General features: G+C 60.6%; 8 protein-coding genes. All 8 read right to left on the reverse strand.

The window, feature by feature from the left end; translation table 11 throughout:
• Positions 1 to 20 precede the first annotated feature (20 nt).
• Positions 21 to 998: an aldo/keto reductase gene (locus V5B60_RS05530; protein ID WP_332346038.1), complete on the reverse strand. Its 978-nt coding sequence runs from the start codon at positions 996 to 998 to the stop codon at positions 21 to 23.
• A gap of 102 nt (positions 999 to 1,100) precedes the next feature.
• Positions 1,101 to 2,366, reverse strand: coding sequence for a glycosyltransferase family 4 protein (locus V5B60_RS05535; RefSeq protein ID WP_332346039.1), 1,266 nt, complete (start codon positions 2,364 to 2,366; stop codon positions 1,101 to 1,103).
• Positions 2,363 to 3,610, reverse strand: a complete 1,248-nt coding sequence (locus V5B60_RS05540) for a glycosyltransferase family 4 protein (protein WP_332346040.1) — start codon at positions 3,608 to 3,610, stop codon at positions 2,363 to 2,365. Before V5B60_RS05540 ends, V5B60_RS05535 begins: the two co-directional genes overlap by 4 nt.
• Before the next feature lie 4 nt (positions 3,611 to 3,614).
• Positions 3,615 to 4,910, reverse strand: coding sequence for a hypothetical protein (locus tag V5B60_RS05545; RefSeq protein ID WP_332346041.1), 1,296 nt, complete (start codon positions 4,908 to 4,910; stop codon positions 3,615 to 3,617).
• Between the two features lie 7 nt (positions 4,911 to 4,917).
• Positions 4,918 to 6,810: an asparagine synthase (glutamine-hydrolyzing) gene (gene asnB / locus V5B60_RS05550; protein ID WP_332350435.1), complete on the reverse strand. Its 1,893-nt coding sequence runs from the start codon at positions 6,808 to 6,810 to the stop codon at positions 4,918 to 4,920.
• Complete coding sequence (locus V5B60_RS05555; protein ID WP_332346042.1) at positions 6,810 to 8,123, reverse strand: glycosyltransferase; 1,314 nt, start codon at positions 8,121 to 8,123, stop codon at positions 6,810 to 6,812. The genes asnB (V5B60_RS05550) and V5B60_RS05555 overlap by 1 nt, the downstream gene beginning before the upstream one ends.
• 464 nt (positions 8,124 to 8,587) lie before the next feature.
• Complete coding sequence (gene asnB / locus V5B60_RS05560; protein WP_332346043.1) at positions 8,588 to 10,651, reverse strand: asparagine synthase (glutamine-hydrolyzing); 2,064 nt, start codon at positions 10,649 to 10,651, stop codon at positions 8,588 to 8,590.
• A 143-nt stretch (positions 10,652 to 10,794) separates the two neighbouring features.
• Positions 10,795 to 13,470, reverse strand: a complete 2,676-nt coding sequence (locus tag V5B60_RS05565; RefSeq protein ID WP_332346044.1) for a glycosyltransferase — start codon at positions 13,468 to 13,470, stop codon at positions 10,795 to 10,797.

Here is a 13,470-nt window from a genome sequence, read left to right on the forward strand (position 1 = left end):
GAGCTGGGCCGTGTTCCCCGTCAGCTCTCCGGCGTGCGCCAGGGAAGCTCGAAGGCGCGTCGGATGGCCTGTATGCTGTCGCCCCCCAGAATCCGGTCCACCGCATCGACGATTTCGCGCAGGTTGGCGACCCGGGTCGTCCCAAACACACAACTTGCTATCCCGGGATTGCCGAGGACGTACGCGATGGCCGCTTGTGCCGGCGACATTTCGCTGATCGCCGCCAGGGTCTCGCGCATGTACCGCGAGCGTCTCCGCAATTGCCGGCCACTCGGTCGTAGCCATGCTCGCGCCAAGTACCACAGGTCGGCTGGACTCCGCAGGCTGCCGATCTTTCCCTTGACGAGATGCCCCTGTCCAAGCACGGTTCCGGCGACGACTCCCGTTCCGGCTTCCGCCAAGCGGCGGATGACCGGTTCTCGGTCGAGCTGCACGACACTGTAGTCGATCAGTGCCATGTCGAAGATCTCAGGGTGGCTTGCGACAAAGGCCATGTCGGGCTCGCTGTGCGTGTTGATGCCGAGGAATCGATACATCCCCCGCCGTTTCATGGCGTAGAGGCGCTCGAGCAGCGGTTCGCCGATTTCGGCGGGAGTGATCCCGTGCAGCTGGAGGATGTCGAGGTAGCCGCAGTCGAGGTTGGCGATCGATTGCGCACAGGAGCGCTCAATATGGTCGGGGGAAAAGTCCTTGACCCTGCCACCTGGGCGCCGGAAGAGCGCACCGGCCGGCACGACGGTGCCGGCTTTCGACGACACGACGACGCGCCCGCGGTCGTGCGTGAGGATTCTGCCGAGCAGTCGTCCGAGACGTGGCTCGGCATTGAATGCCGAATAGTTGTGGCCGGTATCGAAAAAGTTGATTCCGTGCTCGATTGCCTCGCTGACCACCGCCGCCGCCTGTTTCTCCGGGAACTTGCGGTCACCCCAGTAGCCGGAGCAGCCGAGGGCAACCTCGGAAACCTCGAGGTCCGTCTGGCCAAGTCGTCGGTACTTCATGCCCATGCCTTAAACAGCCGTCGACGGAGGGGCGCTGATCGCTGTCGCGTCTGGATCATTCGCGCGTGCCGATGTCCGCCACCGAAGCCGACCGGCCGCGGTTTACTGGGCCCCATCGCCAGCCCGGTCGCCGGCGTTGCTCGGCCCGGAGACCTCGTGGAGGATTCGTTCCATCTTCCGGCGCGTCTGTTCGGCCGAGAAGTGGGAGCGGACGAAGGCGAGGCCGTTGGCACCCAGACGCTCGCGGCGCCCGGCGTCATCGAGCAACTCGCTGATCAATCTTGCCAGCTGCCGGTCGTCGTCCGGTTCAAAACCGAGTCCCGCCTGCGCCGTGTCGAGAATCCGCCGTGCCTCGCCGCGGATGCCGCACAAGACCGGCCGTGCACAGGCCATGTAGTCGATCAGTTTCGTGGGGATCGCGCCGTCGAACAAGGGGATGTCCTGCAGCGTGACCAGGCAGAGATCTGCGGCGCTGAGATAGACCCGGGCCTGGTCCTTGGCAACGGGTGGAAGAACGACGAGGTTGGCCAGTTTGCCGGCCGCGACCTCGTCTTCGATCGCACCGCGCCGGAGCCCGTCGCCAACGAGCACGAAGAGGATGTCACCGCGGTCGCGCAGCGAACGCGCCGCCCGCAGGATCACCGGGATGTTGTTCGCTTCGCCGAGGGCTCCGAAGTACAGGACGACCTTCCTGTCCTCCCAGCCGAGAGCCCGGCGCGTCCGCGCCGCTCCTTGCGGATCCGGGTACAGCCGGTCGAAATCGACGCCACAGGTGACCACCTCGAGCTTCTCCTGCGGCCAGCCGCGCGTGCGGATGTCGTCGCGAATCCCTTCGGTCAGGGCAACGATGCGAGCCGACTGGTCGTAGAGCTGCCGTTCCATCCACTCCATGATGCGGATGAGCGTCCGGTTCCTGAGGATTCCCATCTGCACGGCAGACGCGGGCCACAGATCGCGGACCTCGAGCACGAGCGGGATCCGCCGCATGCGGCAGACGAGGGCAGCAGCGAACATAGGGAAAATGGGCGGTGTCGAGGCGAGCACCAGGTCCGGTTTGTCGATGCTGAGCAGGCCGGCGGCGCCGGACAGCGAGAAGGATGCGAAGCTCAGCAGGCGACCGAGGTAGCTGCGATGCAGCTCCGAGTAGGTGAAGGTGCGCAGCACCCTTACCGCGCCATCGCGTTCTTCACGCCGCAGGCGACGGTACCACGGCCGGGCTGGGGTATCGCACTGCATGTACCCGGTCTCGCCGCTGACGACGGTCACCTCATGACCACGCCCGGCAAGGTACTGCGCCAGCTCGTAGATGAGCGAATGGCCCGGAGCGCCCGTCCCTTGGTAGTACTGATAGACGATCGCGACCTTCATCGCAGCGCCTCGTAGATCGCCAGGAGCTTTCCTTCCTCCGCCTCCCAACAGACAGCCCTGCGTGTCTGTTGCAGATTCTCCCGCCAGGCATCGAGGCGCGCCTCATCGCCGAAAAACTCGTCGATCAGCGCGGCCACGGCCGGGGCACTGCTCATGTCGCCGACGAGGCCAATCCCTCGTCCGGTGACCATGCTCCTGATTTCCGGCAAGTCGCTGCCGAGTATGGGGACGCCGGCGGCGATGAACTCGAACAGCTTGTTTGGTGTGCAGAAGTAGTTGTTGAGACAGGTCGCCCGGTACGGGATCACGCCAGCATCAGCCGCGGCGGTATGGCTCAGCAGTTCATGCTGAGGAACCGCGGCCTGGAAGAAGACTCTTTGGGTGCCCGGCTGCCGCCGGGCCTCGCGCGTCAGTCGCTGCTTCAATGCCCCGTCTCCAAGGATCACCAGGACGATCTCCGGATTCTTCACGTGGCGCATGGCTGCAATCAGCGCCTGCAGGTTCCTGTTGGCCGACAGGCCGCCCTGGAAGAGGAGAATCTTCCGCGTCGCCGGCAGCCCGAAAAGCTCATGAAAGAGTCGCGAGCTGGGCGCAGCGTCGGTCGCCCTTTCGGCATTGCTGATGACATGCACCTGAGAGAGCGCATGACGACGGGCGAGTTCGCCGGCGATCGACTGGTTGATGGTCATCACCGCGTCGCAATTGCCAATGTAGCGCGCCTCGATCTCTGCCCACCGCCTCCTCTCGCGAGCGGAGAACTCCTGCTCGCTGTAGAGCTCGTGGCTGTCGTAGACCAGGCGCGCAGCGCAGCCGCGCGCGACCTGGCTGGCGACTGGCAACATCGGCAGATCGTGCGCAACGACGACTCGCGGCGCGAAGCGTGATGCGACGTCGCCGTACAGCCTGGCGTGAAAGGTCTCCTGATCGACGAGGAACCGCCAGGCGAGCCGCTTCAAGCTGCGCATCAGGGAGCCATTCATTGGCAGGCGTCTGGCGAGCTGGCGATACCCGTAAGCCACTTGCTGTTCGCGCCCTCCCCCCTGGCCGCCAGCGCCTGCGCGGACCACTCTCGGCTCGTCGCGTCGCTGGGTGTCGTCATCCGTCATCGCCAGGATCGTCACTCGCCAGCCGGCCTTTTCGAGGCTGTCGGCCTGCAGGAGGATTCGCCGGTCGATCTGCCGGTCTGCCGTCAGCATCAGGATCGAGTTCGATTCGTGGTCCTGACGCGCTGCTGCAGCGTCCATGACTTCACCCCCTCAGTCTTGACCAGACGGTCCGGGCCAGGCGCGAGACGGTTGGCGAACGGTCGACGAAACGGCTCAGGTTGCGCCTGAACGACTGCCGGCGCCAATGCTTCGCGTACGTCTGCCGCATGTCCTGTTCGTAGCGACGAATCGTCCGTTGCACGGTTTCGGTGTGTGTGGCCGGGCCGCTCCCGACGCGATGCGATTCGATGAGCCCGATCACGGTGGCGGCCTTGTGCCGGTAGTGCAACTCCTTGCTGTCAAGGATCGCTTCCCGGCAGTTCCTGATCAGTCGATCCACCAGCTGGCGGTCGCGCATCGCCTCCAGAACCTGCGGAAAGTCGGTGGCATCGGAGCGGATGGGAATGTAGTGCTCCCAAGGCCTGACGATACCGCTATAGTCGCCCTCTACCAGCACTTGGCAACTGCCGAGCAACCCCGCTTCGAGGACGCGAGGCGAAATCGCGGTGAATGAGTGGCGCCCGTCGACGCCGGGGAAGCAGTTTGCCTCGACCTCCTCGAAAGACGCTGCCGGGTGGGCCTTGAGGTAGGCTCGGACCCTTCGTTGAATGTCCCCGCGCGGATCGAGCAGGCTGCTGCCGCTGTTGGCACCAAGGGTGAAGCGGCAATCGCCCAGGAAGTCCAGCCACTGCGGGCCAAGCAGTGTGCCCTGATCGCCGAGCACGATGTCGGTCGTCAAGCCGGCACGCCTGGCAGGGTTCTCCACCCGTTCACCAATCGCCCACTTCGTCTCCCCGATCCTGCCGAAGTAGGGCGGAAGTCGGCGTGCCCGGTAGCCGATGTCGATCCGCCTGAGGTCGAATGGCCTCCCCTCCTTGGCGAGGAGCGTCGGGTCGACGTACCCTGTATAGGCGAGGCGTATCGAGCCCTGGCGATGGTAGCGGGGATAGAGGACATCCCAATGCGAGGAGATCACCGAAAAAACGCGGTCTACCCGCCAGTCGCACATCCAGTCGTCTAGCAGCTCGTTGCAGTCGTACTCGTCCTGCGGGAACGCAAGCCTCAGTCCCCCGCTGTCGCGGACGAAGCTGTACGTCTCCTTGATGTTCTGGAACATCGCCTCGGGTAGCCAGCGAATGCACAGGAAGGTGACATCGAGAACGATGGCATCGAAGTCGACATCCCGCACGTAATCGGGCAGCGGCAGCTCCGTGTCGTGGTAGAGGTAGTTGTGCTCGGGAAAGGCGTCGCGCAAGGCAAATACATGGTGACACAGGAAGCTCGGGGCCAGGCGAGGGTTCCCGAGTCGATGCAACACCATGATGTTGAGGCGGCTCATCCCTTTCTCAATCGATGAACTGCTGGTGCCACAGCTCCAGGCTCAACAGCGCCCACAGGTTTCGGCCATAGGTGCTCTGGGTATCCAATACGGCATCGATCGAAAGCGGTCCGTTCAGATAGGGGCGTGAGCGCGCAGCCTGCGATGCGAAGAGGTCGCCGATCAGCTCACGTGTCGGGCCGGGCCGCTTGAGCCACAGATTGAGCGGAACCGGGAAGCCCATCTTGTCTCTGCGTTCACGAATCGCGACGGGCAGACGATCCGAGAAGACCGCCTTGAGCAATCGCTTCAGCTCGCCATTGCGGAACTTGATGTCAGCCGGGATGGTGGCGGCAAACTCGACCAGTGGATGGTCGAGAAAAGGCACACGTGCCTCGACGCCATGCGCCATGCTCATGCGATCCTCAACCTGCAGCAGTGCGGGCAGCAAGGTCTTGAAATCGAAGTGAGTCATGGAATCGAAGTACGACTCCTTGCCGACATTGCTGCCCCAGAAGATGCTCCTGAACTCTTCGAAGGTCGATCGTTGGTCGAGAAGCTCGGGAGCGATGATCGTCCCGAAGGTATTGGCCCGGTTCACCAGACGCCAGTAGCGCTCATCCCGTTCGCCAAACAGACCGCCTGCCCAGAACTCCCGCAGCATTGGTTTGTACTGCCGAAGGCTTTCCAGGTTAGGAATGATCGATTCGTAGGTCACCACGTAATTCCCATTGTGCAGCGAACCTTCGATGGCACCCTTGATGCACTGTTCGAAATACGCAACGAGATAGCGCGCATAACCGCCAAAAATCTCGTCACCTCCCTGGCCTCCGAGAACCACCTTGATGTGCCTTCCGACTTCCTTCGACACCATGTATTGCGGGAACGAGCCCGGGCCAGCGGCTGGCTGATCGAGATGCCAGATGACCTTGGCTATGTGGTCGACGAAGTCCTGCTCACCGATGTCCGCAACAAAGAGTTCCATGCTGCGTTCGTCGGCCAAGGCTCTGGCATAAGCGGACTCGTCGAACTCAATGCCGTCGAGGAAGCGCCCGTTGAACGCCTTGAACGGGCCGCTTGGCCGGACTTCGCGAGCGAGCGCTGCCAGTAGACTCGAGTCGACACCGCCGCTGACGTAACTGCCGACCTCGACGTCAGCACGCAGATGCATCTTCACCGAGTCATGCAGCAGCTCGATCAAACGGTTGGTGAACCAGCGTTCCGTATGATCGTAATCGATGTCGTAGTGGACTTCCCAGTAGCGACGAACGAGCTCCTCCTGCCCGGGTGAGAGAATGGCGTAGTGCGCGGCAGGTAGTTGCCAAACTCCCTCGATCAGCGTCTTGTCGCCAAGGCAGAACTGGAAGGTCAAATAGTCAGCCAATGCTGCCTGGCTCACACGGCGTCGTCCCAGAAAGGGCAGCAGTGCCTTGGCTTCGGAAGCAAAATAGAACCCATGGTCGGTTCTGGTCCAGTACAGTGGCTTGATGCCGAAGCGGTCCCGCGCCAGGAAAAGCTTCTGCTCACGGGCATCCCAAATTGCCAGAGCGAACATGCCGCGCAGGTGACTGACACAGTCGACTCCCCAGCGTTGAAAAGCACGCAGGACGACTTCCGTATCGGAGCGCGTCCGGAAAGGGTGTTCGCCGAGTTCGGCACGCAGTTCCAGATAGTTGTAGATCTCTCCGTTGTAGATGATGGTGTAACGTCCATCATCACTGTGCATCGGCTGCGCTCCGGACTCCAGATCGATGATCGCCAAGCGCACGTGGCCCAATCCCACCTGGCCACTCTCGGAAGCCCATTTGCCGGCCCCGTCAGGGCCGCGATGGCGAATCTCGTGCATGCCTACATCGAGATCCCGGGACGAGGTAGACTGCTCCCTGATACCCGTTGCGAGGAAACCAAAGATTCCACACATCAGCTTCTTCTCCGTTTGATGATTCGCTTGAGGACTGGCTTCAGCTCGCTCCGGATGTTGCCCGGAAGGCGCGCCCACAGGGTATAGCCCAGTTGTCTAGCGAGGGACGGCACCTCGGCCGGGACTGTAACGGCGGCTCGTACTGGGGAGGTAGTGATCGGTGATGGTTGGTCAGGAAGCGAACTCCGGTCGTTCGCCGCCACCAGCCTGCCGCGATTGCTCGGCATAGCGGCGACGGCACGCTGAATCTCCTCATCGACCATGAGCACGAAAGCCTGATAAGAGTACTTGCCGGAGGCGATCACGTCACGATACGCACGTTCAGCCATGGCGTCCACGTAGGCGCCATCCTGCAACCTGGAAACCACTTCGTCGAGGTTACTCCCGTCCTTTCTTAGCGCAATGAAGTGCTCTCCGGCTTGAACGACCCCGGAGTAGCTCCCTTCGAAGAGCACAAGAACGGTTCTGAAGGCGATTGCCTCGAAGACTCGCGGAGAAACCTGGTTCATCGCGCCGTCAATCTCATGCGGACGAACCAGCCTCTCGTAGACCGACTCGTCGGTTGCCGCGGGATCCGTCTTCTTGAAATCCGCGATACGGTCGCCAAGGGAACCATCCCAGTCGAAAACATTGCTTCCGCTCTCGGATCCCAGCATGGCGCGACAAGACATCATGAACTCATACCACTTGGGCCCATATATCCTGCTCTCTTCGCTCCATGATATATCCGACGATATCTGGTGCACGTCACAGTAAGTCTTGACCATCCTGCCGACGGCGACCTTTTCGATCCCCAACTGTCCGTAGCGGACTGGCAAGGGACGTCCGCGATAGCCTATCAGCAGCTGCCGTTGAGAGGGCGGAGACAAGTGGGGAATCGCCTCTCCCAGATACTGCGGAACGTAGCCAGTGAGATTGCTGACAAAACGGACGCCGGGAAACTCCGCCGCAGGGTATATTGTCGAGATCTGCCTGGTGGGCACCACAGTAAATACAAGGTGAAAGCCCAGCTGTTTGATCCAGTGCCAGGCGCGATGCGTATGATCGTACTCGTCCTGGATAAAGAGGAACTTTGCACCACCATATTCGGAAAGTGCTCTTCCGAGTGAGGGAGATACCTGGTCAAACGGTAGTCGCACGCTGTAGTGGAGACCGATCGCCGCGAAGCGGGACAATTCAGCAGAAAATTCGGAATACTGATCCGCATGACAGAAGAAAAACCTGTGCCGAGATTGTCGGGCAAAACAGGCCAAATGCTCAAAGACGGTGTTTGTGTAAGTCTGCGTCGCGTTATAAAGAAGAAGAATGTTCATTTGCATCTCTTGTTCACAGGAAACGATGACCGAAACGCACGCCGACCAGGATCGAAGGCTCAGAACGAGCCTCGCGAGTGTGCAATCGCGTCATCAATGATCACACCCGGAATCAAGCGACGTGGGAAGAGTCGGCGTCACCCAGGCACCGTCTCGTCGTCCAAGCCAAGAACTCGACTCTCTCCTGGTGCAGCGCAGTCCGCCTGTTGCTTGCCGCCGCCTGGTACTTCCGTCGACACTCGTGGCAAGCACCGAGATGGTAGGAGGGGCTGCAAGAACGAGTGACGGGACCAATGACTTCGGTGCGCCGGCGTGCTTGGAACAACGAAAGCCGAACCCGGGGGGGACCAGGCGCGTGCAACGCTGGTGGTGGTCAAGGCCGTCTCGGGCCTGTCGGCGATCGCGCGCGTTTGTCTTTTCATCAGAAAGGGTATCGTACGGCAGGAACGAAAGACGACCGCTTCCTACGAGTCAATTTCGGCTCTCGAAAGTGATCCGGCACGCCACCACCCGGACCGGTATATGCACAGCCATTCCGACAGACTGATCCAGCGCCAAAGCTCCCAAGAGTGATTGTAATGCCCTGATTGATGTTCCTGCCAAAGCGTCGCCATCTTCTGACCGTGGTAACCTGGCAGGGAATGCAGAGCGGTAGCCATGATTCGTTCGTGCGCCCAGTCATGCAGCTTGTCCCTTAACCAGTGATCAAGGGGGGCGGCGTAGCCGACCTTGTCCGCGCGCCACCGGATGGATCGCGGAATGGTGCTCCCCGCAGCCATCCGCAAGATCCACTTTTGCCAACCGTTCCTGACGTAGAGGTCGTCCGGAAGGCAAACGCAGAAGTCCACCAGATCATGGTCGAGAAACGGCAATCTTCCTTCACGAGAGAAAGCCATCGCGTTCCGGTCGGCATAACGGAGAAGCATTGGCAGGCTGTTGTACAACAAGGCTTCAGAAATCGTCCGACGCAACCGAAAGCCGGGCTTCGCCGGCGCGGTGCCAACGCAGTAGGGATAGTGGGAAACCGAAGACGATGGCCGGCCAAGCTTTTGAAGTTCGTCGGCGGAGTATGCAACGGATGCGTTGAACCGCCTCTGCGACCCCTGGTACTGCTCGCTGGCGATGCGCAGGCGACGATTGAACTTTGCCGACTCCCTGGTCGCCAGAGCGAGGCGACCCTGGTCAAGCAGATCAAGTTGCCGTTGCCGAAAGTAGAACTGATAACCCGCGAGCAACTCGTCCGCACCCTGCCCGTCGAGCAAGACCGTCGTATCATGCTGACGTGCAAGGCGCGCGACGCACCATTGCAGGTAGATTGAGGCAGAAAGGAATGGCTCTTCCTGATGCCAGTGAAGCAATGCCGACTCCTGCGCCAGTCGTAGGGGGTCCGGCGTCACTTGAAAGGACGCAACGCCGGTGTGTGCGGTGACCGCGTCGATTTCCTTGCCTTCCGACATCGTCGGATCCTCTGGAAACACAGCGGAGAAGGTGTTCTGGGTAAAGCTTGCAGAACTGCGTTCACGGGCAAGGTAACCGACAATGACCGAAGAATCCAGTCCGCCTGAAAGACTGGATCCGACAGGCACATCGGCACGCAGCCTGAGGGTGACGCTTCGCTGCAACAGTTCGGAAAATCTATCCACGGCCTCGCGCGGCGTCAGGTCGCTGTTGATCGATGTGTAATCCGGGGTCCAGTAGCGCCACCGCCGCTCTTCGCTTCCATCCTCACGGAACCATGCCGCACTCGCAGGAGGAAACCGCTCGACATCTTCGAAGAAGGTCAGTTCATCGTCCTCGTACCAAGTCCCGCCGGCAAAGCGTTCGAGAGCGCGCTCGCTGACGCTGCAGCGGACCAGCGGGTGAACCAGGATGGCCTTCATCTCGGAAGCCATGACGAGGGTATTGAAGCGTCCTCTACCGAGAAAAAGCGGCTTTTCGCCAAACCGGTCGCGAGCCACCAACATTCTGCGGGACCGTTCATCCCACAAAGCAAACGCGAACATCCCGTTGAAGCGCTCCAGAGCCCCTTCGCCCCACTGGTCAAAGGCTGTCAGCAAGACTTCGGTGTCGCTACGGGTACGGAATACATGGCCGAGTGCCGCGAGCTCGCTGCGCAATTCGAGGTAGTTGTAGATTTCCCCGTTGAAGACGAGACGCAAGTTGCCGTCTGCCGTTGCCATCGGTTGATCTGCCAAATGCGAAATGTCGATAATCGACAACCGACGATGCGCCAAGCCAACTCGGTCCCCCTGTCGAATCCAGTTCGATCCGTTGTCGGGGCCCCGATGAACGAGCCGATCGCGCATCGCCGAAAGCAGGTCATCGCGTATGGGTAGCGCTGGGGAGATGACACCGACAAAACCGCACATGTCAGCCGTCCTCGCAGCCAGCGCCCCGACACATCGCGGGCAGGACGCGAAGGCGTAGGAAGCCAACATCCGGATGATGCGTTGATACTTGGGGGGACCACGATCGCTGGTCGCCTTGCGCTGATGGCGCTGCGGCACCAGCGGTCGCCCCTTGAGCAAGATCCAGCCTGAACCGACGAGACGCGGAGCGCTGCCGGGAGCGACTGACAGCCGAGAGAAGGCGAGCCAGAAGGTCCTTGAAGTCTCTAACGGCTGAATCGCTGAGGCTCAAGATCGCGAGGTGGAATCCAGTGCTCCGCACGCTAGCCCCCCTTGACGATCTTCCAGATCCTGGAACGAACACTCAGTGGCACCTTTGAATAGACTATTCGTGCGAGCCGGTTTGCCATGGGTTGCTGTGCTACTGCGGCATGCACCCTGCGCAGAGGAGGAGCGCCGTACCGCAACAGCAGTTGCTTCCCCATCCGCAGCACAGCAGCCCTGCTCTCCGCACCTTGCGCCGCCGACTCCGTTAAGCTCCCCGCACCCGGGTCGCTCTTGTCTGCCAGCGATTGCAGCAGCTTCTGCTGAATTCCCTGAAAGGACTCCTTTCCGTCCAGCACATCCGCAGCACCAGCCAGACCCAAAGGAATGGCGGGAAGGCACGGACTGACCACACCTGCGTCGCTCACCACATAGACGGCGCCGTACATCGTTCTTCTCGGCACTCGGCGAAGACAGCGTGCCCGCAGATCCTCATCGACGCCCTCGACGAATGCCCGATAGGAGTATCTTCCAGAAACAATGACCTCGGAATACGCCCTTTCAGTCATCGATTGGATGAGATCATCGTTCTGCAGCTTGCGCACGACCTCTTCGAAGTTCGAAAAGTCCTTTTTCAGTGGAATGTAGTGCCGATTCGGCTCCACGACTCCGGAGTAGTCGCCTTCGAAAAGGATCAGTGCCGTGTGCAGCCGGATTGCCTCAAAGATCTTCGGCGAAACCTGATTCATGCGGATCTTGCCGTCATGCTCGCGCAGGACGGTGTTCCAGATTTCCTTAAAGGACGCCTTGGGGTTTCGCTCCTTGATGCGAGCGATCTGTTGGCTCAGGGAGCCGTCAAAATCGAACACATTGGAGCCACTTTCAGTTCCCAGAGTGGCCCGCGCGGAGCCAAGAAACTCGTACCAAGCATCGCCATAGATGCGCGCTTCCGCCTCGCAGGAGATGTCGACCGGCAGGCCCATGGCTTCAGAGAGCCGCTTGACCTCGGTGCCAATCACGTATTTTTCATGGCCGAGCTGGCCGTATATTTCTGGAAGTCGGCGCCCCCGGTAGGCGATCGCCTTGCTTCGCTCGGCGAGAGAGGTCACGAAGCGATCGATCCCTGCCGCCTCCGGAACATACCCGGTAAGCGTCGGGAGAAAATCCGTTGCGGGAAATCTGTAGGCCGGATAGACAGCCTCTCGCTGTTCCAGCGGAACACAGGTATAGACCAGATCAAATCCCAATCGATCCATCCACGTCCGGGCGCACTCGACTGCTTCGTACTCGTCCTGGATGAAAAGCACCTTCAGTCCGTGGAATGATTCCAAGGCGATGGCAAAATTCTCGACAAGGTGGTGCGGCAACGAGACGCGGATCGAATAATGAACGATGACGACGTCAAAGAGCGAGAAGTCGATGGCGCCAAATGTCTCGACTGTCGAAGTGGCGCCGGAAACGTTGGTTGCCGGTACGAAGGTGAAATCATGCGCAGAATAGCGCCGAAATGCCCGGATGTGCTCGGAAACCGTGCCCACGTGACAAGACGCCGGGTCGAACAGAAGCGCCACGTTCAATGGCAATTCCGATCGGCGCGCCCGTCGCGAGAGTGCGTCCAGTTCCGCAACAACGGTCGCGAAGCGGTTATCGTAGGAGTTCTCACGGGCCAACTCGCGCCGCTGTCGAAGCAAGGCGGGATCATCCCGGAGGCTGCTCATACGAGTGATGGCTTCGGCGAACTCTGACGCAGTCCGGGCAAACCGGAGAATGCCGGCGTGGACCGCATGCCTGGCCAGAGGATCGATCGGCACGGAAATGACCGGCAAGCCGCAGGCAATATACTCGAATGTCTTGAGCGGAAGCGAATTGCGGATCCATTCGTCCTGAACGAACGGTATGATTCCAACGGACGCCCGCAGCATTTCGCCGGCGAAATCCTTCGGGCACCTCGGCCCGAGCAGTCGTACGTTCTCGAGCTTCCGTAGTCTGCTCAACCCGACAGATTCCAGGCAGGGTCCGGCAAAACGAAATTCGTATTCTGGCAGGAGCACGGCAAGCGCGTGCAGGAGTTCATAGTCCAGGCGGGAATTGAGCGCACCCTGATAGATCACGACGGGCGCGCGACTTGGCTGTTGAGGAGTTGCATTCACAGCGTCGCCCAGACTGGCAAAGAACTCGTAGTCGCACGCGTTCTCCGCCACCAGAGCGGGGCCAGCATAGCCGGAATTCGATCGTAGTCCCGCTAGGACAGGCTCGGTGACGGCCACGATCAGGTCAATCTTTCCGATGAGCCGTTGAATAGACTCGCGCACAGCTGCCGTGGCGTGCATCGACGAAGACGGGGTGAAATAGTCTTCGGTTGCGTGGTAAACACGCAGCGACCTTGGCAGGGCAGAAATCAGGTGCCCGTAGTGCATTGAATCGTAGATCCAGAGCAAGGGGCATTTGATTCCGCGGTGCCGCAAGAGCTCGAGAATGGACTTAGTCTGGCTTGGCCGAATTGGTGCGCTGACATTGACTAGATCAATGTCAGGGAGGCCACTGGCAGCGACCCGGATCCTCTTCCCGACCAACTGCTCATTTTGAACAAATATTACGGGCCCGTATTGGGCAAACCTTGTTGCATAATGGTAGCGATTGCTGCGTGGTTCGGTCTGCCAATCCGACCAAGTCAGGAACAGGACGGCATCGAATTGATCGAGGGCGGGTGCTGATGCGAGCTGTTCCGTTTTCAT

This window comes from Accumulibacter sp., from assembly GCF_036625195.1.
Taxonomy (GTDB): Bacteria; Pseudomonadota; Gammaproteobacteria; order Burkholderiales; family Rhodocyclaceae; genus Accumulibacter.

Coding starts and splice junctions, on each gene's coding strand:
- V5B60_RS05530 (WP_332346038.1), bottom strand. CDS start 998: ATGAAGTACCGACGACTTGGCCAGACGGACCTCGAGGTTTCCGAGGTT.
- V5B60_RS05535 (WP_332346039.1), bottom strand. CDS start 2,366: ATGAAGGTCGCGATCGTCTATCAGTACTACCAAGGGACGGGCGCTCCG.
- V5B60_RS05540 (WP_332346040.1), bottom strand. CDS start 3,610: ATGGACGCTGCAGCAGCGCGTCAGGACCACGAATCGAACTCGATCCTG.
- V5B60_RS05545 (WP_332346041.1), bottom strand. CDS start 4,910: ATGAGCCGCCTCAACATCATGGTGTTGCATCGACTCGGGAACCCTCGC.
- asnB (WP_332350435.1), bottom strand. CDS start 6,810: ATGTGTGGAATCTTTGGTTTCCTCGCAACGGGTATCAGGGAGCAGTCT.
- V5B60_RS05555 (WP_332346042.1), bottom strand. CDS start 8,123: ATGAACATTCTTCTTCTTTATAACGCGACGCAGACTTACACAAACACC.
- V5B60_RS05565 (WP_332346044.1), bottom strand. CDS start 13,470: ATGAAAACGGAACAGCTCGCATCAGCACCCGCCCTCGATCAATTCGAT.